This is a genomic window from Variovorax sp. SG517, from assembly GCF_013376045.1.
Classification (GTDB): Bacteria; Pseudomonadota; Gammaproteobacteria; order Burkholderiales; family Burkholderiaceae_C; genus Variovorax.
On record NZ_JABMJG010000016.1, the window covers coordinates 26,485 to 53,449 of the forward strand.

27 protein-coding genes and 1 pseudogene are annotated in these 26,965 nt (G+C 65.4%); 14 read left to right on the plus strand and 14 right to left on the minus strand.

Annotated features, from left to right (window positions below):
* The first annotated feature begins 101 nt into the window (after nucleotides 1-101).
* The 3 genes from FHT32_RS32800 (at nucleotide 102) to FHT32_RS32810 (ending at nucleotide 3,907) form a co-directional block, all read left to right on the plus strand.
* Nucleotides 102-1,169, plus strand: a complete 1,068-nt coding sequence (locus FHT32_RS32800; RefSeq protein WP_256099257.1) for a diguanylate cyclase — start codon at nucleotides 102-104, stop codon at nucleotides 1,167-1,169.
* Nucleotides 1,160-1,546: a hypothetical protein gene (locus FHT32_RS32805; RefSeq protein WP_176668713.1), complete on the plus strand. Its 387-nt coding sequence runs from the start codon at nucleotides 1,160-1,162 to the stop codon at nucleotides 1,544-1,546. Before FHT32_RS32800 ends, FHT32_RS32805 begins: the two co-directional genes overlap by 10 nt.
* A 153-nt stretch (nucleotides 1,547-1,699) precedes the next feature.
* Nucleotides 1,700-3,907, plus strand: coding sequence for a histidine-type phosphatase (locus FHT32_RS32810; protein ID WP_176668714.1), 2,208 nt, complete (start codon nucleotides 1,700-1,702; stop codon nucleotides 3,905-3,907).
* Between the two features lie 57 nt (nucleotides 3,908-3,964).
* Here FHT32_RS32810 and FHT32_RS32815 read toward each other — a convergent pair whose 3' ends face one another.
* From FHT32_RS32815 to FHT32_RS32830, 4 genes and pseudogenes are all read right to left on the minus strand, one after another.
* Complete coding sequence (locus tag FHT32_RS32815; protein WP_176668715.1) at nucleotides 3,965-4,666, minus strand: SH3 domain-containing protein; 702 nt, start codon at nucleotides 4,664-4,666, stop codon at nucleotides 3,965-3,967.
* A 48-nt stretch (nucleotides 4,667-4,714) separates the two neighbouring features.
* Nucleotides 4,715-4,945 carry a hypothetical protein gene (locus FHT32_RS32820; protein WP_176668716.1) on the minus strand — a complete coding sequence of 77 codons (231 nt, stop codon included), beginning with the start codon at nucleotides 4,943-4,945 and terminating at the stop codon, nucleotides 4,715-4,717.
* A 214-nt stretch (nucleotides 4,946-5,159) separates the two neighbouring features.
* On the minus strand, nucleotides 5,160-6,752 hold the full coding sequence (locus FHT32_RS32825) for a HEAT repeat domain-containing protein (protein ID WP_176668717.1): 1,593 nt from the start codon (nucleotides 6,750-6,752) through the stop codon (nucleotides 5,160-5,162).
* Between the two features lie 9 nt (nucleotides 6,753-6,761).
* Nucleotides 6,762-6,961 (minus strand): annotated as a pseudogene (locus tag FHT32_RS32830) (IS3 family transposase); the annotation flags it as partial.
* A 14-nt stretch (nucleotides 6,962-6,975) separates the two neighbouring features.
* On the opposite strand from FHT32_RS32830, the gene FHT32_RS32835 reads away from it, so the two are divergent.
* Nucleotides 6,976-8,019: a porin gene (locus FHT32_RS32835; protein WP_176668718.1), complete on the plus strand. Its 1,044-nt coding sequence runs from the start codon at nucleotides 6,976-6,978 to the stop codon at nucleotides 8,017-8,019.
* Nucleotides 8,020-8,334: 315 nt separating this feature from the next.
* Here the strand turns inward: FHT32_RS32835 and FHT32_RS32840 are convergent, their stop codons facing one another.
* Entirely contained in the window at nucleotides 8,335-8,595 is a 261-nt protein-coding gene (locus FHT32_RS32840) for a hypothetical protein (protein WP_176668719.1), read from the minus strand.
* A 127-nt stretch (nucleotides 8,596-8,722) separates the two neighbouring features.
* Between FHT32_RS32840 and FHT32_RS32845 the strand changes: the two genes are divergently transcribed.
* Entirely contained in the window at nucleotides 8,723-9,136 is a 414-nt protein-coding gene (locus FHT32_RS32845; protein ID WP_176668720.1) for a hypothetical protein, read from the plus strand.
* A 416-nt stretch (nucleotides 9,137-9,552) separates the two neighbouring features.
* Here FHT32_RS32845 and FHT32_RS32850 read toward each other — a convergent pair whose 3' ends face one another.
* Nucleotides 9,553-10,200 carry a TetR family transcriptional regulator gene (locus tag FHT32_RS32850; RefSeq protein WP_176668721.1) on the minus strand — a complete coding sequence of 216 codons (648 nt, stop codon included), beginning with the start codon at nucleotides 10,198-10,200 and terminating at the stop codon, nucleotides 9,553-9,555.
* 164 nt (nucleotides 10,201-10,364) lie between these two features.
* On the opposite strand from FHT32_RS32850, the gene FHT32_RS32855 reads away from it, so the two are divergent.
* From FHT32_RS32855 to FHT32_RS32895, 9 genes are read left to right on the plus strand one after another with little or no spacing between them, the layout of a single operon-like run.
* Entirely contained in the window at nucleotides 10,365-12,053 is a 1,689-nt protein-coding gene (locus tag FHT32_RS32855) for an FAD-dependent monooxygenase (protein WP_176668722.1), read from the plus strand.
* Between the two features lie 24 nt (nucleotides 12,054-12,077).
* The gene (locus tag FHT32_RS32860) at nucleotides 12,078-12,623 is read left to right on the plus strand and encodes a VOC family protein (RefSeq protein ID WP_256099259.1); all 546 of its coding nucleotides are present in this window, start codon (nucleotides 12,078-12,080) and stop codon (nucleotides 12,621-12,623) included.
* A gap of 31 nt (nucleotides 12,624-12,654) precedes the next feature.
* Nucleotides 12,655-13,668: an ABC transporter substrate-binding protein gene (locus FHT32_RS32865; protein ID WP_176668723.1), complete on the plus strand. Its 1,014-nt coding sequence runs from the start codon at nucleotides 12,655-12,657 to the stop codon at nucleotides 13,666-13,668.
* A 12-nt stretch (nucleotides 13,669-13,680) separates the two neighbouring features.
* Complete coding sequence (locus FHT32_RS32870) at nucleotides 13,681-14,457, plus strand: ABC transporter permease (RefSeq protein ID WP_176668724.1); 777 nt, start codon at nucleotides 13,681-13,683, stop codon at nucleotides 14,455-14,457.
* Entirely contained in the window at nucleotides 14,409-15,278 is an 870-nt protein-coding gene (locus FHT32_RS32875) for an ABC transporter ATP-binding protein (RefSeq protein WP_176668725.1), read from the plus strand. Before FHT32_RS32870 ends, FHT32_RS32875 begins: the two co-directional genes overlap by 49 nt.
* Complete coding sequence (locus FHT32_RS32880) at nucleotides 15,275-16,030, plus strand: ABC transporter permease (RefSeq protein ID WP_176668726.1); 756 nt, start codon at nucleotides 15,275-15,277, stop codon at nucleotides 16,028-16,030. The genes FHT32_RS32875 and FHT32_RS32880 overlap by 4 nt, the downstream gene beginning before the upstream one ends.
* A 3-nt stretch (nucleotides 16,031-16,033) precedes the next feature.
* Nucleotides 16,034-16,825: a fumarylacetoacetate hydrolase family protein gene (locus FHT32_RS32885; protein ID WP_176668727.1), complete on the plus strand. Its 792-nt coding sequence runs from the start codon at nucleotides 16,034-16,036 to the stop codon at nucleotides 16,823-16,825.
* Complete coding sequence (locus tag FHT32_RS32890; protein WP_176668728.1) at nucleotides 16,822-17,250, plus strand: nuclear transport factor 2 family protein; 429 nt, start codon at nucleotides 16,822-16,824, stop codon at nucleotides 17,248-17,250. Before FHT32_RS32885 ends, FHT32_RS32890 begins: the two co-directional genes overlap by 4 nt.
* Nucleotides 17,251-17,272: 22 nt before the next feature.
* Nucleotides 17,273-18,250: a tripartite tricarboxylate transporter substrate binding protein gene (locus FHT32_RS32895; protein ID WP_176668729.1), complete on the plus strand. Its 978-nt coding sequence runs from the start codon at nucleotides 17,273-17,275 to the stop codon at nucleotides 18,248-18,250.
* Between the two features lie 320 nt (nucleotides 18,251-18,570).
* Here FHT32_RS32895 and FHT32_RS32900 read toward each other — a convergent pair whose 3' ends face one another.
* From FHT32_RS32900 to FHT32_RS32935, 8 genes are read right to left on the minus strand one after another with little or no spacing between them, the layout of a single operon-like run.
* Nucleotides 18,571-19,566: an NAD-dependent epimerase/dehydratase family protein gene (locus FHT32_RS32900; protein ID WP_176668730.1), complete on the minus strand. Its 996-nt coding sequence runs from the start codon at nucleotides 19,564-19,566 to the stop codon at nucleotides 18,571-18,573.
* Entirely contained in the window at nucleotides 19,563-20,765 is a 1,203-nt protein-coding gene (gene kbl / locus FHT32_RS32905) for a glycine C-acetyltransferase (protein ID WP_176668731.1), read from the minus strand. Before kbl ends, FHT32_RS32900 begins: the two co-directional genes overlap by 4 nt.
* Nucleotides 20,766-20,784: 19 nt before the next feature.
* A complete protein-coding gene (locus tag FHT32_RS32910; RefSeq protein WP_176668732.1) occupies nucleotides 20,785-21,738 on the minus strand; it encodes a homoserine kinase in 954 nt (317 codons plus the stop codon).
* Nucleotides 21,739-21,745: 7 nt separating this feature from the next.
* The gene (thrC, locus tag FHT32_RS32915; protein ID WP_176668773.1) at nucleotides 21,746-23,140 is read right to left on the minus strand and encodes a threonine synthase; all 1,395 of its coding nucleotides are present in this window, start codon (nucleotides 23,138-23,140) and stop codon (nucleotides 21,746-21,748) included.
* Nucleotides 23,140-24,315, minus strand: a complete 1,176-nt coding sequence (locus FHT32_RS32920) for a M20 aminoacylase family protein (RefSeq protein WP_176668733.1) — start codon at nucleotides 24,313-24,315, stop codon at nucleotides 23,140-23,142. Before FHT32_RS32920 ends, thrC begins: the two co-directional genes overlap by 1 nt.
* Before the next feature lie 3 nt (nucleotides 24,316-24,318).
* The gene (locus FHT32_RS32925) at nucleotides 24,319-25,245 is read right to left on the minus strand and encodes a glyoxylate/hydroxypyruvate reductase A (protein ID WP_176668734.1); all 927 of its coding nucleotides are present in this window, start codon (nucleotides 25,243-25,245) and stop codon (nucleotides 24,319-24,321) included.
* Between the two features lie 2 nt (nucleotides 25,246-25,247).
* A complete protein-coding gene (locus FHT32_RS32930; RefSeq protein ID WP_176668735.1) occupies nucleotides 25,248-25,604 on the minus strand; it encodes a cupin domain-containing protein in 357 nt (118 codons plus the stop codon).
* A 30-nt stretch (nucleotides 25,605-25,634) separates the two neighbouring features.
* Nucleotides 25,635-26,963 carry an FAD-binding oxidoreductase gene (locus tag FHT32_RS32935; RefSeq protein ID WP_176668736.1) on the minus strand — a complete coding sequence of 443 codons (1,329 nt, stop codon included), beginning with the start codon at nucleotides 26,961-26,963 and terminating at the stop codon, nucleotides 25,635-25,637.
* Nucleotides 26,964-26,965: the final 2 nt, after the last annotated feature.

Consider the following 26,965-nt stretch of genomic DNA (forward strand, 5'->3'; position numbering starts at 1 on the left):
AATGGCTCCAGATCGCGTCGGACTGCCCCCGGTTCTTATACGATGCGGGTCATCAACCAGCGATGTACGCTCTTGCGCGCCCTAGCAAAAAGGGATCGAAATTGAATCAGATTACACACGCTCCCCTGGATCACACAGTCTCGAATGAGACGGCCGCGCCGCAAACGACCGGCGCCGCCAAACCCTTCAATGAAGATCAACGCCTCGCGGCGCTGCACCGCTATCAGGTGCTTGACACCATCGCGGAGCAAGCATACGACGATGTGACGACACTCGCTTCGGCGGTTTGCAAGGCGCCGATCGCGCTCATCTCCCTTATCGATCAGGGCCGCCAATGGTTCAAGTCGCGCGTCGGGCTGGACGCGAGTGAGACGCCGCGCGAGCTCGCGTTTTGCGCGCACGCCATCCTGCAGCCGGACATCGTGTTCGAAGTGCAGGATGCCCACCTGGACCCGCGCTTCGCCAGCAACCCGCTGGTGACCGGCGACCCGGGCATCCGCTTCTACGCAGGGGCGCCTCTGGTCACAGCCGATGGTCTGCCGATCGGCACGGTCTGCGTGATCGATCGCGAGCCGCGCGCCCTGTCGGCGGCCGAACGCAAGGCGCTGCAGTCGCTGGCCCGGCAGGTGGTCGCGCAACTCGAGCTGCGACAGGTCATGGCCGGCCTGGAGCTCGAGAGCATGACCGATCCGCTAACGTCGCTGTGGAACCGGCGAAGCCTGGATCGGCGACTGCAGGCGGCCTGGGATCTCCAGGCACGCGAGCGTTCGCCGCTGAGCCTGCTGATGATCGACCTGGACCACTTCAAGCGCATCAACGATGCCCTCGGCCATCCCGCCGGCGATCGGGTGCTGGTGCAGGCCGCGGCCATCATCCGGGACCAGATCGGCCACGACGGTATTGCTGCCCGTTTCGGGGGTGAGGAATTCTGCGTCGTGCTGCCAGGCATGGACGCCGAGACGGCACGGGAGCGCGCCGAGCAGGTACGGCGCGCGATCGAGGGCGCGTCTTGGCCCGCCCCCAACGTGACTGCCAGCATCGGCGTAGCGACTGCGGTGGTTGACAGAGAAAGCTCGCCCAACGTGATGCTCACGCGTGCAGATCGCGCACTGTATGTCGCCAAGCGCGAGGGCCGCAACTGCGTGCGGCAGTTCGATGGATGGTCCTGATCGCTAGGCTTCAGGCGGAATGCGCCGCGGCGAACCGACCTACGAGCGCTTTGGTTCACGCGTTCATGGCTCGGCATGCTTCGAAGACGGGAACGCCGTGGGCCGGAGATGTTCGATACCCGATCTCCGCTGCGAGGTGCAGCCTGGCGAATTCTCTTGAGAACATCCGGCTCCATCGTGAGCTGGCCGTCGTAGCGGCCCTGGGCGGCGCGCTGGCCCTGAGCTTCAAACCGGGCTTCGTGCCCAGCACGGGCGACACGCCCATGGTCGTCAGCACCGGCGCACTGACCGGCCGGTTCTCAGCGATCAACGCGCCGGGCTTCAAGGTCACGCCCACCTACACGCAAACCCAGCTCATCGTGCGTTTGGACACCTGAGTGCGACCGACGCATCGTCCACTGAGCCCGATCTGGAAGTCGCCGCAGCTTGGATGCGCCTGAGCAGCGCCTGCCGGCCGAGCCATCGCTTCTCTGCAACCGCAGTCACATTCATGTCACGCACAGGCAGAAAGCTCTACCCTTTTCGCGTCCGTGAATCCCATGCTCCCGACCTCGCAGCTTTATCGTGTCCTGAACCGTGCACCGGTCTGGTCACTCAGTCTCTGGGCACTTCTTCTGGCCGCGTGTGGCGGCGGCAACAGCGGCTCTTCCTTCACCTGGCTGCCCACCACGGGGGCCTCAACAGTGCCTGCGGCTCCAGGCAACACGACGACGACCAATACCAGCGGTGTGGTGGTCGGCAGCTACTTCGTCAATGCCAAGGTCTGCCTCGACATCAACTCCAACGGTCGCTGCGACGGCGATGAACCCTCCACGCGATCAGACAAGCAAGGCCGCTTTACGCTCGCAGGCTCCGGCGCAGGCATCGTGGCCGAGATCGGCACCGATGCCACCGAGCTCGATCCCCTCGGACCGTCCTCCAAGCCGGTGGCTTCGCCGCTTGTGCTGCGTGCGCCGAAGGAGGCGCCCGGCATCGTCGACTTTCAATCGACCGCGGTGGTCGCGGAAATGGAGGCCAACGGGCTCGACTTCAAGACGGCCGTGGGCAAGGTCGCGATCTCGGTGGGCGTGATCGCGTCGAAGCTGCTCGGCGACATCAACACCGAGGCCGACCCGGTCGCGAAGGCCTCGCTCAAGGCGGCGTCCGACGAAGGCCTGCAGCGCATCCGCGACGCGCTGGCATCAGCGGCGAGCGGCGACGACGTCAAGACGCTCGTGACGGCCGCTGCCCTGACGGAGCGCTACTACCAGACCAAGGCACCGTACCGGCCGCAACAGGACGTCAGCACCTACGAAGCCGCGCCTGCCGGCTTTTCGCCGGTCTATACCGAGCTTGTCGCGCGCCATGGCTCACGCGGCCTCTCCAGCCTGAAGTACGACCTGGCGGTCTACAACATGTGGAAGAAGGCGCAGGACGATGGGGCGCTCACGCCGCTGGGCGAGAAGCTCGGCCCCGACGTGCTGAAGATCATGAAGGCCAACTTCCTTCTCGGGTACGGCGTGGCGGGCATCAGCACGCCAGGCTATGGCAACGAGACCCAAGTCGGTATCTACGAACACACGCAGCTCGCGGCCCGGATGGTGCAGCGCCTGCCCGCCTACTGGAAGCAGATCGGCGACGACGCAGGCACCGCCCCGCGCCAGATCGTGACGGTCACCTCCGGCGTCGACCGCGCGGTCGACAGCGGCAACTTCTTCGTGCAGTCGCTCAAGACGGTGCAGCCGGCATTGGCGCCGCTGCTGGCCCATCCTCCGGCACCGGCCCCGTACCCCGACAACGGCGCGGCCGTCAGCCAGCCGGCCGGCACCAACCACTTCCTGCTGTACTTTCACAAGCTCGTGAAGTCGAGCGACCTGGTCACGAACCCGGCCGATCCGCTCTATAGCACCTACCAGGCCAGCCTCGCCTACCAGGACTACAAGAGCAATGACACCGACCTGCTGGTCAAGCAGAGCGGCCTCACGCTGACGCCCTCAGCCGCGGCCGCCGGACGGGTGTTGCTGGAGCGCCTGTTCGCCAAAAGTTTCGTCGACAAGATCGCCAGCGGCACCTACAGCTTCGCCAACACCGGCAGCTTCAGCTTCACCAGCGATGACGGCAAATTCGCGCCAAGCCTGAGCGGCGACGGCAAGACGTCGATCAAATCGCTCGGCGACGCCGGCTCGTTGCTGTACGAGCTCTACGTGATCTCTCCGGCGATGCGAAGCGAAGCCGGCGTCGACTTCACTGCCTACATGCCCGTTGCGCAGGCGAAGTTCTTTGCCGCCCTCAACGACGGCTCCGACTTCTACGACAAGGGGCCGGGCATGACGGAGAAAGGTGACATCACCTCGCGCATGGCGCAGATCCTGGTGGACGACATGTTCAACGAAGTCGACGCGATCGCCAGGGGCGACCGGTCACACGCTGCCAAGCTGCGCTTTGCACACGCCGAAATCATGATGCCCTTCGCCGTGCGGATGGGATTGAAAGGCGTGGACCAGAGTGTTCCCAAGGCCGCCAGCTTCGGCTACGACAGCAACACGTGGCGCGGCGACTACGTCTCGCCGATGGCGGCCAACATGCAGTGGGACGTGTTCGCCGATGCGGGTGGAAAGCTGCTGGTACGGATGCTCTACAACGAGAAGGAAACCGACTTCAAGGCGGCCTGCGATTCAGCCAAAGCGCCGGGTACGGCTCACTACTACGACTACACGGCACTCAAGGCCTGCTACGGGCACGTGGCAAGCCCGAGCTGAGCGGGCCGCAGCTGACCCACGAAAACGCCGCAAGACGAGGCGCCCGGATCGGACGGGTCAGGAGCAACTGGTTTCCTGGATGCCGCAGAGACGACCCACCCAGACGCGGAAACGGCCCAGCGGCAGGCCTGCGCGCGCCGCGGGCTCGACCTTCAGTGCAGCGCGTTCCTGGGCGGGGAAGCGCTGATCCGTGAATTCGACTTGCGCCCATTCGCCCTGGCAGTCGCTCAGACGGCCGGCTTCGATGAAGCTGTCGCCATCGAAGGTCTCGCCGTCGCCCACGCGCAGGTGGACGGCGGCGGCAGGGGCCGGTCGCGCGCGGCCCGCATCCGCTTGGGACTTCACGGTGAGCTTGCTGCCGCTGACCCATCCCCTGCCGCTGTACATCGGCCGCGCCGGACGACCGGTGAGATCGGCGTTGTCCCTGGCGTTGCGGATCAGGAACCAGCCCTCGCGCACGCCGGTGATCTCCACCTCGACGCGGACACCGTAGTTCATCGTCGGCTCGACGAAGGTCGGCGGGAGCTTGCCCAGGACCTTCGCCGCAGTGCTCGGCGCCTCGCGGACGTTGAGACCGGCCGGGTCGGTTTCGGCGACGAAGGCACCGAAGTTGCAGGATCTGGCCGGTGTCACCGACGGCGACTCCGGGCGCGAAGCACCGTCGGCGGGACCGGCGGCGTTCGCGCCGCTGGTGAGCGAAGCCAGACCAGCAGTGACAGCGATCACGATCGCCCTGGGGAGGTGGAAATCAGCAGTCATCGGTAGCCATCGAGGGAATGTGGAGGAACGCCGGCCTCTTCTACACCATCAGCCCGCCCTGCGACGCGCAACCAGGGGCACCAGCCAGGCCACCGCGAGCAATACCGCCCACGTCGCCAGATAGCACCAGTCCGCAGGCCCCGAGTGGCCGACGGACTCCCAGCCCGTGGCGGCCTCCCACCATGACCAGAAGGGATACAGGACGAGTGTCAGGATCGGACCGGCCGGCACCACCCAGGCAAGAGCGATCAGCAACCGCAGCACGCGGTGGCGTTGCACGGGTGGCGCTGGCACGGGATCGGAAGGGCGCGGCATGGCCCCATTCTGGTCGGCTCGCTGCTTTTCTGAAAGGGTCGGGCGCCCTCGAGTCGGGGCACTGCCGGAAGCCACCGGCGAAACTTGCGGCGATACCGCCAAATTGACGTTCACGCCGCGCCGCTCTCTCAGGCTTGCTGCGTCATCTTCGCAAGCTCGCTCGCTTCGTTAGCCGCGCCTATTCATATTCTGCGGTTCCCAAACGAACCAGACGCCGGCCACTCGGACCCGGGGAGCCATCACCTTCTTCCAATTCGTGCTCGAGTTCGCCGCGCAGCAGCTCCCGCGCTGGCGCCGGTAACCGACGCAGCAGAGGCAGGCGAGATAGCAACGCGCGAACCTGGGCCGGCGTGAGCGTTTCCAGCAGCGCCCTGGCCGCGGTACGGGCCACGCCGGGCGCAGGGTCCGACAAGCTCCCGGTCAATACCGGCATCACACGCTCTGAGGTGAAGAAACTCAACGCCCACACGATGCGTCGGCGCACGTAAGGCTCTCGCCTGTCCAAAGTGCGGATCAACGGCTCAATGGCTTCGCTATCGCCAATCGCGGCCAGCGCCAGCGCGGCGTTGGCGCAGCAATCGTCATCCTCGTTATCGAGCTGCGCTATCAACGCGGCGAGTGCACGGCGATCCGGCAGATCGATGAGCGCGTCCGTCACCTCCCTTGTCAGTTCGTTCTCACTCAGGAGTGGCAACAGCAGCGGGACCGCGTCATCGGCGAGACCACGGTAGGCGAGTGCCTGCACCGCCAGCTTGCGCGCATGGAGGCCCGTCTTCCCAGGCGACTGAAATAGACGGAAAAATACCGGCGGAATCGGCGCGCCCGCCTCGAACTTCAGTGCCTTGATCGCGGCATTGCTTATCTCGGCAACGGGGTCTTCAAGCAGCTCGGACACGCGCGGCGACAAGCGCTCTGCAACGCCTGGGCCTGCAAGTGGCAATGCCTCCAGCGCCGCCACGCGGACATTTTCAGCTGGGTCGCGCAGCGCAGCCAGCCAGAGCGGAAGCGAAGCAGCGCCAGGCTGCTTGTCGAACAGAGGGGCCAGCGAGCGGACGGCACGCTCGCGGACTTCCTCATCGGTATCCGTCAGCATCAACGAAACGAGTTCAAGCCGATGCTCCTCAGGCAGCGAGCGTGAATCGCCAAGCGCCAGCGCTGCGGCCAGCCGGAGTCTCAAGTCCTCGGCGCGAGCGGCCAATCGGAGCGCATCCAATGCCTGGGTTCCGTCGAGGTAAGCCAATGCATACAGCGCATTCTCTCGAACCTCCAAGTCGAGATCGTGGTGGAAAACGCGGATCAACGCCTCGAATATGGACCGGACAGGCAGGTCGAAGTCTTTGAGAGCGATCACGACGTTGCTGCGCACATCGGCATCCGTATCGCGCAGTGCGACCAACAGCGGTTCGATCGCAACTGGGTCGCTGAAACGCAGACCTTGGGCGGCGGCAGCGCGCACGCAGGCATCCACGTCCCCCAGGCCTGCCGTCAACGCATCGAATGCCGCCGTGCCGACGCCCCTGTCCTCTTCGTCGCCCAACCACCACATGGCTTTACATCTTGCGGCTGGAAGCGGATCGCAGGCGGCTTCGACGAACACCTTCGTCACTGCATCCCCTCTCAACCGAGAATCTGCCAGGGCAGACAAGGCGGCGCTGCGCATTTCTTCATCCCTGTCGGCCCACAGCGGCAACCAGGGTGCAAGTTGCCCGGCGACGTCAGTCGCTTGTTCGGCCTCTTTTTCCGCGGCCTCTATACGTGCTTGATCCAGCATTCAAATAGCTTATTTTGTGAGGCTGACGCGACCGGGCGAATTTTTTCGCTGCCGGCCGAGGTTCTCACGGTATTCCTTGGGGCCGAGAGAGAGATTTCGATCCGCTTCTGGTTGTACCAACGGACGTAGGAAGCAACCGCTTCGATGAATTCCTCAACGGTGGTGTTCGTCCAGTTTCGAGGATAAGACAGTTCGGTCTTAGGTCGGCCGCGGCCAATCGTCCGTGACGGTGTTCGGCAGCATCGACCTGAACTTCACCTACTCGAAGGCGGGCAACGCCTCGACCAAGGTCATGGACCAGGGCGGCTACCTGCTGCCCAGTCGCCTGGGCTTTGGCGGCGTGGAAGACCTGGGCGGCGGATTCGCGACCGGTTTCTGGCTGGAGACCGCCGTGCTGCCCGATACCGGCGTGGCGCAAGGCGGCTTCGGCCGGCGCTCCATCGTGAGCCTGACGACTGAGGACCTCGGCGAACTGCGGCTGGGCCGCGACTACACGCCCACGTTCTGGAACGTGTCGAGCTTTTCCCCCTTCGGCACGGTCGGCATGGGCGGCAGCAGCAACATCGTCGAAGGCTGGCCGCTCGGCCTGGGCCGTGCACGCACACAGGCCCGCGCCAGCAACTCCGCCGGCTACTTCCTGCCGCGCGGCCTCGGCGGCCTTTACGGGCAGTTCATGTTCGCGACAGCCGAAGGCGCGCAGGGCACCGGCTACCGCGGCGGCCGGCTGGGCTACGAGTCGGGCCCGCTCAACGTAGCGGTCGCGTATGGGCAGACCGCGGTGGGCGTCGAGGACTGCCGCACTGTGACCGTCGGCGGCAGTTGTGACTTCGGCGTGGTCAAGGCCTACGTCAACTACCTGCGCCATCGGCTGGGACGCGAGCGGCAGACGAACGCACTGATCGGTGCGTCGGTTCCCGTCGGCGCGGGGCAGATCCGGGTATCGTTCGCGCGCTCCGAGCGCTCCGGCCCAGGCCTCGAGACCGGCGGCACTGCCCGCCAGTTCGCCATCGGCCACGCACACAACCTGAGCAAGCGCACCACGCTGTACAGCACCTACTCGCGCATCAGCAGCCGCGGAAATGCCGCCTACGTGGTGGCCGACTCGTCGCGTCAAGAGCGCCTTCTGAAGGCTTGCCTGGACTATCGGTCAAGTCGCTTCTGCGGACGCTGGCCTTTGAGTTCGTGCGGGATTCCCAGCACTGCCGTCGAACTGCTCGCCCGGCCTCACATGACGACGCCATTCACAGGGGCGAGGCAGCCCGCCTGACGCGCCTGCGGGTCGGGGCATCGCCGTGGTGCAGATGTCTGCAGCCGCCGTGCCCGTCAGTGCATCGAGCTGACGGGTGCCCATCACGCGGGCGGCCAGCTGCATGACGACCACGCCCTTGCCCAGCAGGGGGCCGGCCACCATGGGCGCACGAGGCTGGGAAGCGCTTCCGTGCCATCCGGGCGTCGCTTCGAGGCAACGCGGCTCAGTTTTTTACGAACTTTGAACGACTTTCGTTCTACACCGCATGTTGTCGGGTCAGCGCAGCAGGCCGCATCATCTGCAAGACGCGACTTGCAGGAGATGCGGATGGATTCACTCTGCGCCAGCCAGGACAGCCGATTCCCGCACGAAGCGGCTGTCGACCAACTGCGTCTCGCGAGGCGCGTCCCCTGCAGGGCAACGCATGCGCGACAGCGGTCCACCACGCAACTGTTCCGCGAAGCCGGGCGCCGCGTCGATGCGAGGATCCGTGGCACCGAAGCCCTTCGTGCGTTTCGCCTCCGTGCGGATGCAGGGCGACGCTTTGGCCGAGCACAGCGGGTTAGCAGCGCTCGACAGGGAAGGCAGCAGCATCAATGCGAGGTTCGCGACGCCGAGCCTGTGCCCGCAGCGAGGGACCTCCTACCCTTCCCGCTCCGCGAGGAACTGCATAACCACGATTCAAGCCCACTCTGAACTGGGCTTTCTGAGGGAGATCGCTATGACCGCTCGGAACTTTTCGACCATTGCTGCAGCCAGCAAAGCTGTCAATTTCGTGCTCGCCGAAACGGAGCTTGGCGCCACGCCAGCCCACTACTTCGAGCCGACCAATCTGGGTGGGCTGCCGCCGACGGAGTCCGAGCTCAGGGTCAAGGAGGACACGGAGTTGGGCAATCGCACCCGCTTCGCAACTCACATGTGCCTCATGTCGGCCAGTCAGACCTTGCAAGCATGCCTGGATCTGCTCAGTTGTGAAGTCGATCTGCCCCCTCAGGAACGCGTCCGAAAGTTGGCGGAAATCGCCAGCAAGGCACGAGCCGCCGAGGAAATGGCTGCGCAGGCCGCCGGCGTTCTGTTGGGCGAGATCAACATGCCCGAAAACGGCTCGATCGTGGTCTCGCGCGGCGCGCAGTGAGCTGCAGCGAGTGGTGGAATTTCCCGGTCTCCTGAACTGCGACCAAGAGGTCTCCAGGCTCGGCGAGAGAGCGCTGCTTCGTTTCCAGTGACTCAGGGATGCCGGGCTGCGTCGTACGGTCCCGGAAGGTTGAGAGAACGACATAGCTGCGCGTGCTCTTCACGCCCGAGCTTGCGTGCAGTGGGATCAGGCCGCCCCATCTTGAACCCGGCAGTACCTTGTGTATGAGTTGACCCGCGCCAAAGCGAGATATGGTCTCCAGGCCGCCGCCGACTTCATCGGTGACGGTGGCCCTTTCTCTTCATTCGTGCCGGCGCCTTCGCCTTCGAGGCGAAAGTGGCTTGCGGCGGATCGGCCGTCACTTCCATCGATCGCCAGCGCAGCAGCCCGGAGACCCCGGGCATCCTGCTGTACTTTCACGCGGAGTCGACGGGCTGATCAATCGTCACACCCAGCACCTCTTCCGACAGGTGCTCGAGTTGCCGAATGGTCCACTCGATCACCTCGGTCTCGCTGAGTGCCTTGTCCGCCAGCCAGCCAAGCACCAGCTGGTCATGAAACCCGATCCAGGCGCGCAGGCACACCCGCATGCGTTTGGTCGGCCGGGTGATGCCCAGCACCGCCATCACCTGATCGATGGCCTTGCCGCGTGATTCTTCCCAGATCTTCGCGATGGTGCTGCTGAGCGCTGCATTGGACGAGCGAGCCCGAAAGATCGCGTCCCCCTCCCTCTGCTTGACGGCGCGCATGTGCGCGCGCAGGAACGACGTGATCCGCTGGCGTGCGGTGTCGCCGCGAAACGATGTCAGCTGTGCCTCGTCCATTCGCGCTGCGGCCACCCGACTGACCTCGGCATAGAGCTCTTCCATCGAGCCAAAGTGATGGAACAAAAGCCCGTGCGCCACACCGGCTTCCCGCGCGATCTCCGAGGCCGGCACGTCCAGGAACCCCCTGCTGGCGAACAGCCGCTCGGCGGCCTCGAGCACCCGTTGCTTGCCGGTGGGTGGCTTTCCCGCGCCTAGCCGCGCAGACCGCGGTCCCGGCGAATCAAGGGGTTCATTCATGCAGGAAATCATATCCCCGTGCCTGCCGGCCAAACCGCCACCGCCCCCGGGAAAACCACAAGACCAGAGACACGGCAGCCGCATAAACTGATTGACAGTCAGTCAATATTGATCGAACCCAGATGAATTCAGATGCATCACATACCGGCCCGGAGCGCTTCGACGTGCTCGTCGTGGGCGGTGGCCCCTGCGGCCTCGCCGCGGCCATCGCGCTGGGCCGCTGCGGCGTCAAGACCTTGCTGGTCGAGAAGCATCCTTCCACCTCGTTCCATCCACGCGGCCACGTGGTGAGCGCGCGGACCATGGAGATCCTGCGGACCTGGGGCTTGGAGGAAGCTGTGCGTTCCCGCGGGATTCCTCATGATCGCAACCAAGGCATCGCGTTCGTGCGCTCCCTGGTCGGCGAGCTCATCGGGGAGATCCGCACCTTCGCGGATCCGCTGCGCAACCGGCTCGCCGAGACGCACGGCCCGAGCGCCAAGACGTCCTGCCCTCAGGACGCCTTCGAGCCTGAACTGCTGCGCGGCGCGCAGGGCCTGCCTTCGGTGACACTGCGTTTCGGCACGCGCGTGGACGCGCTCGGCCAGGATGCACACGGCGTGCATGCCACCGTCGAATTGCCCGATGGTGAGCGCCGGCAGGTGCAGGCGCGATATGCCATTGCCGCCGACGGCGCGCGCGGTGCGCTGCGCGAGCAGCTCGGCATCGCCATGAGCGGCGCCGGCGTGCTCGGCGATCAGATCGGCGTCTACTTCGAGGCCGATCTCTGGCGGTGGGTGGCACAGCGTCCCAACCTGCTCTGGTGGATCTACAACCCCCAGACAGTCGGCGTGCTGATCGCCCTGGACGGGCGTCGCCGCTGGACCTACAACTTCGGCTACGACCCGGCAAAGAGCAGGCCGGAGGACTTCACCCGGGAGCGTTGCGCGCAGGTCGTGAAGGCCGCGGTTGGCGCCTCCGACCTCGACCTGACCGTGCGCGACGTTCGTGTATGGCGCATGCAGGCGCGTGTGGCCGAGTCCCTTCGTGCCGGACGCGTGTTCCTGGCCGGCGACGCTGCCCATCCGCTGCCTCCCACCGGCGGCCAGGGCATGAACACCGCCATCGGCGACGTGCACAACCTGTGCTGGAAGCTGGCCCTGGTGGTCAACGGCGTGGCCCCTGATGCACTGCTTGACACCTACGGCGAAGAACGGCTGCCCGTCATCCGCTTCAATGTCGAACAAAGCGTGCGCAACGCCAGGAACATGGAGGCCAGCGGCCTGGGCGGCATCCTGAAGACGCAAGAGGATTTCCGGGAGGATGACATCGCTCGCATGCGCGAGGCGATCCCCGCCCAGCGCGAGCACTTCGACTATCCCGGCCAGACATACGGCTACAGCTACCGCTCAGCACTCGTTTTCGATGACGGCAGCATGGCCGCGCCGACCGAGGTCCACAGCTACCGCCCCTCTGCCATGCCGGGCGCACGCGCACCGCACTGCTGGCTGCGCCGCCCCCAAGGCAGCGACTTCTCCACCATCGACCTGTTCAAGGATCTGAATTTCACGCTGCTCGCGGGCCGTCTCGGGCAGCGGTGGCGATCCGCCTTCCGCCAGGTCGCATTCGATGCGGGTCTGGCGGCACAGGCCTTCGTGGTCGGGGCGGAGGGTGACCTGCTCGACAACCTGGGCGCCTTCCAGGACCTGTACGGCATCGGCGCCGACGGCGCCGTGCTGGTGCGCCCGGACGGACACGTCATGTGGCGCTCCTGCGGGGCCCACGAGTTCCCCCACGACGTGTTGAGCAATGTGCTTGCCGCAGTGGTCGGCCAAAGCCAGTGCCTGGGCACGCCGCTTCCCCTGGCCTCCTGACTTCCTGGGACAAAGGAAACCGCCATGAGTCTTCTCCCGCCTCCTGCGTCGCCGCGCCGAATGGCCCACATCGCGCTTCGCACCAATCGCCTGCAAGCGATGACCCAGTGGTACTGCACGGTGCTGGGCGCACACGTGGCCTACGGCTCCAGCAAGGTCGCCTTCCTGACCTATGACGACGAGCACCATCGCATCGCCTTGCTGGCCCTGGACGACTATCCGCAGCGGCCGCAGCAGGTCACGGAGGGCTACTTCCATACGGCCTTCGCCTATGACTCTCTGGGCGACCTGCTGGGCACCTACAAGCGGCTGCAGGGCCTGGGCATCGAGCCGCACCGCACGATCAATCACGGCCCGACCGTGTCTCTGTACTACCTCGATCCGGATGGCAACCAGATCGAGCTGCAGGTCGACAGCTTTCCCGACGCCGAGGCCACCAATGCGTGGATGCGCAGCGAGGCCTTCAGCCGCAATCCGATCGGCATCGAGTTCGACGCCGAAGACATGCTTGCCGAGCTGCGGGCAGGCGTACCGGAGGTGGAGTTGATGCGGCGTCCTGACAGTGTGTAAGAAGGTCCCCGACCAACAAGGAGACAAAGAGATGCTGAAACCTGTGATCAGGCGAATGGCAGGGTGTGGCCTGCTGGCCCTCGCGTGCTGCGCGGCGCCCGCCACCGCGCAACAGGCCAGGACAACGATGATCCTGCCGGCCGTGTCGGTGCTGTTCGCACCGGTCTACATCGCCCAGGACGCCGGCTACTTCAAGGAAGCCGGCGTGGATGTCGAGCTCGGATTGCTGGCAGGTCCGGCCGCCCTCAACGCACTCATCGGCAGCAGCGCCGACTTCACGACCCTCGCCGGCCTGATCCAGATCCGCGCCGCGCAGCGCGGGCAGAAAACCCTGGCGATCGCGGGCCTGCAGGAAAAAGCCACCACCGAGATCGTGCTCGGTGCGAGCACGGCCGAGAAACTGGCCAGCGCGCGCACGCCGACGGAGCGCGCCAAGGCGCTCAAGGGCCTGACGCTGGCGGTCGATGCAGCCAACGGCCTGCCGCACGCCTTCCTTCGCTATGCCGCCCGTCAGGGCGGCCTGGACGCCGACCGGGACGTCCGACTCGTCTTCATGTCGCCCACCGGAATGGATGCCGCCCTGCAGCGCAAGGAGATCGACGGATTCGTTTTCTCCAGCCCGTTCACGCTCGAGTCAGTCAGACGCGGCGCGCAGTTGTGGATCAGCGGACCGCGGGGCGACCTCCCCAACCTGGACCCCACGGCGTACAACGTCCTGGTGGCACGCGATGGCTACTGCACCACCGCACCCGGCACCTGCAAGGCCGTCATCGCAGCGCTGACGCGGTCGATGGCGCTGCTGGCGAACGAACCCGGCCAGGCACTGGCACTGTTGTCCAAGCGATTCGACAAGATGGACCCCGCGTTGCTGCAGGACGCCTTCGAGACGTTCCGCCGCAACGCGCCGCCACGCCCCATGCCGATGGCGCAGTCATTCAGCCACACGGTCGACACGATGTTCGGTCCGGCCGACGACAAAGCCGCGCTCAAGACGCTCGTCAAGGGCCTGTACAGCGACGACTACGTCGCGGCCGCCAAGAAGTAGCCGGTCCGCACCATGCGCCACCCCTGGATCGATCGCGCACTGCTGGGTGCAGCGCTGCTGGCAACCTGGCAGTTTGCCGCCCAGACCTGGGACCCCTACTGGATCAGCTCGCCCCTGCTGGTGCTCAAACGCGGGTACGCCATGGTCGCGACGGGCGATCTGTGGTTTCACGCTCGCTTCACCGTGGGCGAGGCGCTGGGCGGCTTCGTGCTGGGTGCCGCGCCGGCGTGCCTGCTTGCGATGCTGCTGCGCCGGCACCCTCGGGCGGAAGCCGGCGTGTTGGCGATCTGCAGTCTCGGCTATGCCTTGCCGAAGACCGCGCTGGTTCCGCTGTTCATCCTCTGGCTGGGCGTCGGGCCCGGCGCCAAGGTGGCGCTCGTGGCCTCGGCCATCTTCTTCATCGTGTTCTACAGCACGCTGCGAGGTGTCAAGGCCGTCAGTGCGCAACTGCTCATGACGGCGCGCGTGCTCGGCGCCACCGAGAGCCAACTGCTGCGCCAAGTGGTCTGGCCCTCGGTGGTTCCCTATGTCTTCGGCGGACTGCGGGTGGCCCTGCCGTACGCCGTGGCAGGCGCGATCGTGGGCGAAATCATCTCGTCCAACCGCGGCCTGGGCTACCTGGCCCAGTACGGTGCGATGGACTTCGACACCACGCTGATCTTCGTTGCGCTGGCAACTGTCATGTCGCTGGTGCTGCTCATCAACGCGGGCGTCGAGTTCGCACAGAAGAGGCTTTTGCAGTGGCAATCGGAACCATCACAAGACAGCGCGGCGACGATCGGCAGCTAGCCGGTACGCTGCCGCTGCATCCCCCGGCACTGCTGGCATTGCACGGGCTCGGCGTCTCCTACGCCGACGCCGGCGCGCCGGAAGGACGCTGGATCCTGAAGGACGTCGACCTGGCCGTGGCGGAAGGCGAGTTCGTCACGGTCATGGGCTCGTCGGGCGCGGGCAAGTCCACGCTGCTCAGCGTGATCGCTCAAACACTGGCGCCGAGTGCGGGACAGGTCGTCTTCAAGGACCAGGTAGTCGCCGGCGCGGGGCGCGAGGCACAACCGGGCTGCCACCGGCAGATCGGCTTCGTGACACAGGACGACAACCTTCTGCCCTGGCGCACCGTATGGCAAAACCTGCTGTTTCCGCTCACGCTCGCGGGCAAGCCGTCACCCGCGCAACTGGAGCACGCGCGCCTGCTCCTGGAGCAAGTCGGCCTGGCAGGCTGGGCCGACCACTACCCGCATCAGCTCTCGGGTGGGATGCGCAAGCGCGCGGCGTTGGCACGTACCCTGGTCTACGACCCTCCCGTCGTCCTGATGGACGAGCCTTTCGGCGCGCTGGATGCGGAGACGCGGGCGCAGCTGCAGGCCGACCTGCTGCGGCTGTGGGAGACACGGCGCAAGACCATCCTGTTCGTCACGCACGACATCAACGAGGCGATCGCGCTCGCGGACCGCGTGGTGGTGCTGGCCGGAACTCCGGGGCGCGTGGAACTTCAGCGACGCATCCGCATCCCGCGCCCGCGCGACCCCGAGCTGATCTTCAAGGCGCCCGATTTCGCGACCCACTACGAGGCGATCCGCAGTTGCCTTCGCAAGGTGCCTCACCCATGACCGCCGACCGCCGTCTGTGGCCGTCGAGGTTGGCCGGGCTGGCCATCTTCCTCGCGTGCTGGCAGGTCGCCGGCCTGGTCATGGGCGACTACTGGATGCCGGGGCCGGCCCAGGTGGCGCAGCGACTCTGGGCCGAACTGACAGCAGGCAGCCTGCTTCGCGACCTCTGGGCCACGGGCCGGCTGGTGCTGATGGGAACGCTGGGCGGCACGGTCCTGGGCATCGGCCTGGCCTGCCTGCTGCGGCTGCTGCCGCGCCTCGACAGCATGCTCCAGCCCTTCATCACGGCCCTCATGAGCGTGCCCAAGCTCGGTCTCGTGCCGCTGCTGGTCCTGTGGTTCGGCACGGGCTTGGCCCCTCAACTTCTGCTGGTGGTCCTGACGGTGCTCTTCATCGTCTTCGCCATCGCCTACGCCGGCCTGATCACCGTGAATCGCCAACTGCTCATGACGGCGCGGGTGTTCGGCGCCGGCCCGCTGCAGCTGACGCGGTTCATCGTCTTGCCGACCTTGTGGCCCTTCGTGCTGACCGGCTTGGAAGTGGCACTGCCCTGGGCGCTCAGCGCCGCGCTGGTGGCGGAATTCCTCTCGGCCAAGGTGGGCGTGGGCCATGCCATCGACCAAGCCCGGCAGGTGCGCGATTCCATCGGCGTCTTCTATGGCATTGCCGCGGCGACCGCCATCGTTCTTGTCTGCAACGCCGCCCTCGCACTCGCGCGGCGCCTCACCCTGAAGATCCAACCGGAGCACTGACCCATGAAGATTCTCAAGTTCAGCGATGGCCGACGAACGGCCTTCGGCATCCTGCAAGGGACGAACCAGATCCGCATTCTGAGCGGATCGCCGTTCGAGGGACCCATCACGCCGACGGACGCCGTCGTTGCCCTGTCCGAGGTCACCCTGCTGGTTCCGACGGTCGCACATCCCCGAGTCTTCGGCATCGGCCTCAACTATCGCTCCCACATTGCCGAGACCGGACGCGGCACGCCCGAGATTCCACCCGTGTTCATGAAGCCGGACACCGCGCTGCTGCCGCATGGCGGGCAGATCGTGTTCCCGAGAGCCGCCCAGATCGTGCACTACGAGACCGAATTGGTCGCGGTGATCGGACGCACAGCGAAGCAGGTTCGCCGCGAGGACGCCCTGACGCATGTACTGGGCTATACCTGCGGCAACGACGTCAGCGAGCGGGCCTATCAGCGCAAGGAAATGGCCATGGGCCTGATGACGATGGGAAAGGCCGCCGACACCTTCGCGCCTATCGGACCATGGATCGAAACCGAGGCGGATCCCACCCGGTTGCGCATGACAGGCCGGCTCAACGGCCAGATCGTCCAGGATTGCGAGACCTCCGACCTGCTGTTCGACGTCGCCGACTTGATCTCCTACCTGAGTTCGTTCATCACGCTGCTGCCCGGCGACCTCGTCATGACCGGCACGCCAGGCGGGGTCGGACCGCTGTCCCCCGGAGACACCTTCGAGATCGAGATCGAGGGTGTCGGAAGGCTTACCAACACCGTGGCCGCATTCACCCCCGTGCGCACATGAACACCGCCGATCCCACCTCGGACGCCTCGGATACCTCTGACACCGTTGCCACTCTTGCCACCCCTGATCTCCTGCTGGCGGACGAGGCACGCTATCAGGCGCTGTATGCGCGAGACACCGGGGCGCTCTCACAGATGCTGGACGACGCCTACCTGCATACCCATGCGAACGGGAGAACCGACGACAAGGCGGCCTTCCTCGCATCGATCGCCGCCGACAAGTACCGCTTCATCGACGCGAAGCGAAAGGACCAGCGCGTGCGTCGCTTCGGCGACGTCGCACTGCTGAACGGTGTCGTGCACACCACCGTGGACGTTGCGGGCTCGCGCAAGACGTTGCACAACGCGTTCTTCACGGCCTGGCGCAACGACGGCGACCGCTGGCGGATGCTCCACTGGCAGGCCACCAAGATCCTCGAGGGCTGAGCGCCCCATCATGCAGGCAACCATGAACTCTCGCCGGAAGGGCCTTCGGGCCCTCGCACTGATGTCCCTGCTGGGCCTGAGCGGGCTGGCCGCCGGCCAGACGGAACGCTACCCCTCGGCGCCTGTGAGGCTGATCCTGCCGGCTGCGGCCGGCACGGGCGTGGACATTCTCGGGCGCATCGCCGCGCAGTACCTGGGCGACGTGCTCGGGCAAGCCGTGGTCGTGGAAAACGTGGTCGGCGCCAGCGGGGTCATCGGCGTGCAGCGCGTCGTGCGCGCCAAGCCTGATGGCTACACGCTGCTGTTCACGTTCAACCAGACGATCACGATGAACCCGCACGTGGTCGCCAACCTTCCCTACGATCCCGAGAAGGACCTCGTGCCCATTTCGCGCTTCGCCGAGTCCACCTTCGTCTGGCTCGTCAATGCCCAGGTCCCCATCACGACTTTCCCTGAGCTGCTGCGCCATGCCAAGGCGAACCCTTCCAAGCTCGCGATGGGCGTCACCGGATATGGCTCCGCGGCCTACCTGGGTGCGCAGATGCTGAGCCTGCAGACGGGTGCCGAGCTGCTGCACGTCAACTATGCCAACAACTTCAGCGCCAATCTGCTGTCGAACGAGGTTCAGCTGTCGATGAGCCCGGCGTCGCAGGTGCCGGGTCTCCTCGCCACCGGCAAGGTGCGCGCATTGGCTCAGACGGGTACGCGGCGTGCGCGCGGCATGCCCGACCTCCCCACGGTCAGCGAGTTCGTGCCAGGGCACGTGATCGAGGCCTGGTACGGCGTCTGGGTTCCGCAAGGCACTCCCAAGCCCATCGTGCTTGCGCTTTCACGGGCCTGGATGAAAGTCGCGGCAATGCCCGAAGTCGCCGCCCGCCTCGACAAGCTGGGCGCCGAGCCCGGGGGCAGCAGCGCGGAGGCGCTTGCGGACCATGCGCGCAGGGAAGCACGCACATGGGCCGAGGTGGTCAAGGCGCGCGGCATTCGACCCTCGCAATGACGGCTTCAGCGAATGACGTTGGCAATGCGCCCCTCCTCGCCCCTCCTCACCCTGCACGACCTCTCACCTGACATCCTACGAAAATGGGTTTCCAGACACAGCGCTTTGCGATTCCGCTTCTCCACAGTGAGGAGCCAGCGCATGTCCAAACGAACTATCCACAACGCACCAGCTGAAGCATCGTGCTAAAAATTGCATCCGTTTGGCATCGCGGTGTCACATCGCAGTCGACGAATTCAGTGATCCGCTTAAAAGCCTGCCGTTTCCGCGCATGACATGAACTACCTTCTAGTAGTTCAATTGTTCGCATCCATTTCCGTTCAGGTCGCAACCAAGGCTTGCGGCTCCGCCTTGCTCAAGGTCCCCCGCCCGAGGGCTCGAGAGAGGTTCTTCAGCATCTCGTTCACCATTTGCGAGAGGTCATATCGGTGCCGCCAACCCCAATCGGCCCGAGCGCATCGGTCATCGATGGAATTGGGCCAGCTGCTGGCAATGGCTTGGCGAAAATCTGGCTCGTACACGATCTCGAAGTCAGGCAGATGCTTGCGGATCTCCGCCGCGATTTCCCTCGGCGTGAAGCTCAAGCCTGCAAGGTTGTAGCTGCCGCGTTCCGTGATCTCGGTTGCAGGAGCTTCCATCAATTCCAGGGTCGCACGCACCGCGTCGTCCATGTACAGCATGGGCAGGGACTCGTCAGGCTCTAGGAAGCAGGTGTAGCGCTCGCTCTTCAAAGCGGCATGGAAGATGTCGACCGCGTAATCGGTCGTCCCACCTCCGGGGCTCGTCTTCCAGGAGATGAGTCCCGGGTAGCGCAAGCTTCGCACATCGACGCCGTGCTTCTCGAAGTACCAACGGCACCAGCCTTCGCCGGCAAGCTTCGATATGCCATAGACCGTGCCGGGCTCCATCACCGTTGTCTGCGGCGTGCCGTCTTCCGGAGTCGTTGGGCCGAATGCCGCAATCGAGCTCGGCCAGAACACCTTGTCCAGCTTGTAGTGGCGGGCCGCCTCCAGGACGTTCAACAGGCCATCCATATTGAGCTTCCATGCCCACGCCGGCCGCGTCTCGCCGCTCGCCGACAGAGCTGCCGCCAGATGGTAGATCTGGGTAACGCGATGCTTTTCGATCACCCCGGCAAGGCGCCGGGTGTCGGTTACGTCAAGCGTTTCATACCGCAGGCTTTGATGTCGGCCGCTCGCGAGTCGATCGCTCACAATGACGTTTTCCGCGCCGTGGCGCTCGGCGAGCGCGACGGCAAGTTCCGTCCCCAACTGGCCGTTGGCGCCGACGACGAGAATGCGAGGCGCTTCGCTCATGCGATCACCCCCGTGTCCTTACCTGCTTGCTCGAATGCGCGCAGGGCTTCATCCAGTTGGCCCCGCGTGTGCTGCGCACTGATCTGCACGCGGATACGGGCTTGGTCCTTCGGGACGACGGGGTAAAAGAAGCCCGTCACGTAGACGCCCAGCTCCAGCAGTCGCCGTGCAAAACGCTGTGACAGCTCCGCGTCGTAAAGCATCACGGGCACGATGGGGTGTTCGCCCGGCTTCACCTCGAAGTCCCGCGCGATGAGACCTGCACGGAAATAGCGCGTGTTGTCTTCCAGCTGGTCGCGCAGGGTCGTGTTCGCCTCCAGCACATCGAGCACCTTGAGCGTGGCGCCGACGATGGCCGGAGCCAGGCTGTTGGAAAAAAGATAGGGACGCGAGCGTTGCCGCAGCAACTGCACCACTTCCCGCTTCGCGCTGGTGAATCCGCCTGATGCGCCGCCAAGTGCCTTTCCAAGCGTGCCCGTGATGATGTCAACATTGCCAAAGACGCCGCAGTACTCGTGACTACCGCGCCCCTTCTTGCCCAGGAAACCGGTGGCGTGCGAGTCGTCCACCCCTAGCAATGCACTGAATTCGTCGCAGATCGCGCGCATCTCGTGCAGGCGAGCTATGGTCCCGTCCATCGAGAAAACCCCGTCGGTGAACACGAGCTTATGCCGCGCCCCGGCCTCGTCCGCCGCCTCCAGCTGCACGCGCAGGTCGTTCATGTCATCGTGCCGGTAGCGGTAGCGCTTGGCCTTGCACAGGCGGATGCCGTCGATGATCGAGGCGTGGTTCAGTTCGTCGCTGATGACCGCATCCTCCGGACCCAGCAGCGGCTCGAACAATCCACCGTTCGCGTCGAAGGCTGATCCGTACAGGATGGTGTCCTCCATGCCCAGAAAAGTGGAGAGGCGCGCCTCCAGTGCCTGGTGCAGGTCCTGGGTTCCACAGATGAACCGGGCACCGCTCATGCCGAAGCCGCGTGCGTCGAGTGCCGCGTGGGCGGCCTGCAGGACGTCCGCGTGGGACGACAGACCGAGGTAGTTGTTGGCGCAGAGATTGATCAACGCCGGTGCACCGGCAGTGGAGATCCGGCTGCCTTGCGGCGACGTGATGGCGCGCTCGATCTTCGGCAAGCCGGCCATTTGGATCTGTTCAAGTTCCTGCCGCAACGCGGCGTAGTAGTCTTTGGTGGTTCCCATGAGATTGTCTTTGTTGGGTTTAGAGAATCGCTTCGGCGTCGCTCGTGCAGTGACGCAGAACCTGTTCGAGTTGCCGCGGGTCGTGCGCCTTCAAGACTTCGGCCGGCCGCGGCAGATGCAGATCACGCAGGCGTGACAACCAGAACCGAAGCGCGGCGGCGCGCCGCATCGCGAGCAGAAGGCCACGCTCCGGTGGCTGCAGCGGCCGCACTGCTTCATAGGCCGATAGCAAAGCGGCTTCATGCGCTGCATTCCCTTGCCCGCTATCCAGGTCAACGCACCAGTCGTTGAGGCATACGCCGATGTCGTACAGCCACGTGTCGCAGCCGGCGAAATAGAAGTCGAGAACCCCCGTGAGCCGCTCACCCTCGAACAAGACGTTGTCGCGAAACAAGTCCCCGTGGATGGGGCCACGAGGTAAGGCCGCGTAGTCATCCGATGCCGCGACGCGGTTCTGGAAATCCATTTCACGCGTGAGTAGCGCTCGCTGACCATTGTCGAGGTAGGGCATGACCAGGGGAGCGGTTTCGCTCCACCAGAGCAAGCCTCGCAGATTGGGCTGGTAGCGTTCGTAGTCCTTGCCAGCCAAGTGCATTCGGGCGAGCACCGCTCCGACGGCACTGCAGTGCGCGACGGAGGGTTTCAGTTCACTCCTGCCATGCAACCTGGTCACGATCGCGGCGGGCTTGCCCTTCAGGCGATGCAGGATGCGTCCTTCACGGTCCGGCAACGGGTCGGGCACAGGAATTCCCTGTCCGGCCAGGTGTTGCATGAGGTGCAGGTAGAAGGGCAGCTCCTCATCTGCCAGCCGCTCGAACAGCGTCAGCACATGCGGGCCCGCATCCGTCGCCACGAAGTAGTTCGTGTTCTCGATGCCCCCGGAGCAAGCGAAAAGGGCCCGCAATCCACCCTGCTCGAACTTGCGCAGGAACATTGCGGCCTCGTCGAATGAAACTTCGGTAAAGACAGCCATGGGACGATCAGGCCACGTGGGAAGCGATATAGGCCTTCACCTGCTCAACCTCGGCCGGAAGCACCGTGACGCGGCGCGGCAGCTCCTCGATGGCTTCGAACTTGGCCGGTCGATCCGGGCCGCGTCCCAGCGCCTCCGCGACCGTGGCCGCAAACTTGATCGGCAGCGCGGTCTCCAGCACGACCATGGGCGTCCCCTTGCGCACATGCTCACGTGCCACCTTGAGGCCGTCGGCCGTATGCGGATCTACCATCACGCCGAAGCGATGAAAGGTATCGCGGATGGTCGAGACACGGTCTGCATGCGTGCTCTTGCCCGACACGAAGCCGAACTTGGGATCGGCCGGGAGTTCGAAGCGACCCTGGCTCACCAGCTGTTCACCAAACAGGCGCTTCACCTTCGCCGCGTCGCGGCCGATCAAATCGAACACGAAGCGCTCGAAGTTGCTGGCCTTGCTGATGTCCATCGACGGGCTGGAGGTCTTGTGCGTGTCGACCGCACCGCGCACGCGGTACACGCCGGTGCGGAAGAACTCGTCGAGCACGTCGTTCTCGTTGGTGGCGACCACCAGCGTGTGGATCGGCAGGCCCATCATGCGCGCCACGTGGCCCGCGCAGACGTTGCCGAAGTTGCCCGAGGGCACGGTGAAGCTCACCGGCCTGTCGTTGCTCGCCGTGGCCTGGAAGTAGCCCGCGAAGTAGTAGACGACCTGCGCCAGCAGCCGCGCCCAGTTGATCGAATTGACCGTGCCGATGCGGTACTTGCGCTTGAAGGCCAGGTCGTTCGACACGGCCTTGACGATGTCCTGGCAGTCGTCGAACACGCCGGTGATGGCGATGTTGTGGATGTTCGCGTCCTGCAGGCTGAACATCTGCGCCTGCTGGAACGGGCTCATGCGGCCGTCGGGCGAGGTCATGAAGACGCGCACGCCCTTCTTGCCGCGCATGGCGTACTCGGCCGCGCTGCCGGTGTCGCCGCTGGTGGCGCCCAGGATGTTGAGCTCGGCGCCGCGGCGGGCCAGTTCGTACTCGAACAGGTTGCCCAGCAGCTGCATCGCCATGTCCTTGAAGGCCAGCGTGGGGCCGTTCGACAGGGCTTCGAGGTACACGCCGTCTTCCAGCTCGCGCAGCGGCACGATCTCGTCGGTACCGAACACTTCGGCCGTGTAGGTCTTCGCGCAGATCGCCTTCAGGTCGGCCGGCGGAATGTCGTCGATGTAGAGCGAGAGGATCTCGAAGGCCAGCTCGGCATACGGCAGCTTGCGCCACTTGGCGAGCGTGGCGGTGTCGACCTGCGGATATTGCTCGGGCAGGTAGAGGCCGCCGTCGGGCGCCAGGCCTTCGAGCAGGATTTCGCAGAAGCGCTTCCGGTCGGGATCGCCCCGGGTGGATAGGTAGAGCATCATTTCTGGGAGGGAAAGGACGTGTCCAGCAGCGCCAGATGCGCAACGGTCACAAACCAGCGCACACCGAAGGCCAGCACGTCGTCGTTGAAGTCGTAGGAGGGGTGGTGCAAGGGCGCAGGGCTCGTGCCCGCGCCTTGGCCAAGCCAGAGATAGGCGCCCGGCCGTTGCTGCAGCATGAACGCGAAGTCTTCCGAGGTGAAAGCGGGTGCTCCAGCCGTCTGCGCTTCCAGGCCGGCGCGGCGTGCCGCTTCGAGCGCGAGACGCGCGTGCGCCGGGCTGTTGATGGTGGCAGGGTAGTAGCGCGTGTACTCCACATCGACAGTGGTGCCGCTCGCGCGTGCCACACCTGCGGCCATGTCGCGCAGGGCCTGCTCGATCATGTCCTGCACCGCCCCGTTGAAGCTGCGCACCGTGCCGGTCAGCTCCACCGCTGCCGGCAGCACGTTGTGCGACTGGCCGCCACTGATGCGGGTGACCGAGAGCACCGCGTTCTCGGTGGGCGCCACGCGTCGTGACACGATGGTGTGCAGCTGGGCCACCAGCGTGCTGGCGGCCAGCACCACATCAGGTGTGTGGTGCGGCTGCGCCGCGTGCCCGCCGCGCCCACGCACCACGATATCGAAACGATCCGCTGCGGCCATGATGGGGCCGGGCCGCGTCGCTGCCACGCCCAAAGGGAGGTCCGGCCAGTTGTGCACGGCGAACACGGCTTCGCAGGGGAAGCGCTCGAACAGGCCTTCTCGCACCATCTCGCGCGCACCGCCTCGTCCTTCTTCGGCCGGCTGGAAGATGAAGGCGACGCAGCCCTCGAATGCTTCATCGCGCGCGAGTTGCCGCGCTGCGCCGAGCAGCATCGCTGTGTGGCCGTCGTGCCCACACCCGTGGTGACGGCCGGGGAAGCGACTGACATGCGGCCACTCGCCTTGCTCCACGACGGGCAGAGCGTCCATGTCTGCACGCAGGCCGACCATCCGCGGCGAGCTTCCTCGGCGCAGAACACCGACCACGCCCGTCCCACCGATGCCCTCATGCACCTCCAGCCCCGCCTCACGCAGCGCCGCTGCGACGATGCCAGAGGTTCGGCGCTCTTCGAACGCCAGCTCGGGATGAGCATGCAGATCGCGTCGCAGCGCAATCAGATCGGGCAGAAGATCGTCAATGGTTGCGTTCACGGCTCAATACCCCTTGTCGCGGCTCACAAGACCCGCCAACGGCTCGCCTGCTTGATGGCGCCGTATGTTCTCCAGCACGAGATCAACCGCTGTTTCCGGCTGGGTCATGCTGGCGGTATGCGGCGTCAACAGAATGCGCGGATGTGACCAGAATCGGTGGTTCGCAGGTAGCGGCTCGGGCGCCGTGACATCGACCACGGCGGAAGAAATCCACCCGCTGTCGAGCGCGTCCAGCAAGGCTTGATGGTCGAGCTGTGCGCCACGCCCCACATGCACCAGAGATGCGCCACGGGGCAAAGCATTGAGCAGCTTTGCATCGAGAATGTCGCGCGTCTCGCTCGTCAGCGGCAGCAAGCAGACCAGGATGTCCGTGGCAGCCAGCATCCCCCACAGCTCGCTCTCACCCGCGTAGCAAGTAACGCCTTCGAACTCGTGGCGCGTCCGGCTCCAGCCCGCAAGCTGGAACCCAAAGCCTCGAAGCTGCGTAAGAACCGCCCGACCCAACACTCCCATGCCAAGGATGCCCACCCTTCGCTTGGCGGCAGCGTGGACGCGGTGTGCGGCCCATTTTCCTTGCCGCTGCTGCTCGATGTAGGCCGGCAGGTCCCGGTGCAAAGCCAGCACAGCCATGGTGGCGTACTCCACCATACCCGCAACCACGCCAGGCTCGGCCAGGCGCACCACAGGCAGGGCCGGCGGCACTTTGCTCAGGTCGAACTGGTCCACGCCGGCGCCCGTGGAGAACACCAGTTCCACGTTGGGGAACTGCCGTTCGAAGCCTTCAGGCAGCGTCCACGCTGCGAGATAGCGCACGCGCTCAGGCAAGCCGATGTCGGGCCAGATGTGAAACGGGATCTCGGGCGCCTTGGCGGCGAACAGGCGTGCCCATTCCGCCCCGCGCACGGGGTCGGCCTTGTAGACGAAGGCCATGGCTACTTGTTGTAGACGACCCAGATCTTGCGGGTCGTTTCGATGCAATGCCAGATGCCCGTGAATTCGGGTCTCATGACGAAAGAATCCCCCGCGCGCACCCGCACGGGCTCCTTTCCGTCCTCTGTCACTTCCGACAGGCCCGAGAGGATGTAGCAGAACTCCCAGGTGCCGCCTTTGATGGATCGGTAGGTGCCAGGCGTGGTTTCCCAGACGCCAGCGCGGACCTTTTCGTCGTTGGAACGGTCGACGTCCCAGTTCTTGAACTTGGCAGCGCCTGCGAGGACGCGCTCGGGCAAAGGCCCGCCCTCGCGTGCGGTACCCAGATCGTCGAACTTGAAGAAAGTGAGATTGCTCATGAAGATGGTTTCTGTACTTATCGAAGAGGCTCAGATAGCGCCGACCTTGACCTTCGAGCCGTCGCCAAAGCGCGAGTAGCGGAAAGGCGTGGGATCCACAGGAGGCGCATCGCCCGTGACCATGCTCGCTGCCAGTTGCCCCGCCCCTGGCCCCAGGCCGAAGCCATGGCCGCTGAAGCCGGCGGCGAGCACGAAGCCTTGGATGCGGCCCACAGGCGAGATGACGGGCACCGCGTCCGGCGTGCTGTCGATGTACGCCCCCCAGGCCTGGGACACCGTGATCCCAGGCAGCGCCGGGTAGAGCCGCTTGAAACTGTCCAAGAGGTAGTTGATCGCCTTCTGGTCGGGCGCTGGGTCCAGCACACGGATTTGCTCGAACGGCGATTTCTCGTCGAACTCCCAGCGGTTGAGTGCCTCGGGTCCGCGGAAGAAGGAGCGCCCCACGCCGATCTCCACCGCTTTGAGCCGCTTGACGAACATCGGCATGAAGTCACGCGCGTACCGCAGGCCCTGGGGTGTGAGCTCCAGCGTCCCTTTTCCGCTGATGGCGACGATGTAGCCGCCATCGGGGCGGCGCGTCAGCGTGCACTCCGGGGTCGCCAGCGCTGGTGCAAGACCTTCAATGGGTGGTGTGCGCAGCACGGACGCACGGACACTCGCCTGCGGGAAGGAGATGCCGTGCCGGCGGCAGAACGCAGAGGCCCAGGCGCCCCCGGCGCACACGACGGCGCCCGTTCTGACCAGGCCTTTCTCGGTGAACACGCCGCTTATCGCGCCATTGGAAATGTCAAGCCCGCGGGCCGCGCAGTCCTGATGGATCGTGGCACCGAACGCACGGGCTCCTTCTGCGATGCCGGGTGCCGCCAGGGCCGGATCCGCAGTGCCATCGTCCATGGAGTGCACGCCGCCCAGCCACTTGCGAGTGGTGCTGCCTCGCATCACGCTTTCGGCCTCTTTGGCGTCGAGCATGCGTGTGCGCACACCAAAAGGACGTCCATGCTGCGCCCCCCAGGCTTCCCAGGTGGCGAGCTGCTTCAGGTCGTCACTCGCGTAGTACAGGCCGCAGCGCTGGAAGCCGAGGTCACGCCCGATGTCGCGTGCCATCTCATCCCACAAACGCATCGAGAGACCCGACAGCGGTAGTTCGCGCGCATCGCGGTTTTGCTGGCGGCACCAACCCCAGTTGCGACTGGATTGCTCACCGCCGATATAGCCTTTCTCCAGGATGACCACAGAAAGGCCACGCTTGGCCAGGAAGTACGCCGTAGAGACACCGACGATGCCACCGCCGATGATCACTGCGTCGGCTTGCTCGGGCAACTTGTAGTCGCTGCGAACGCGAAGGATAGAAGGAGACATGG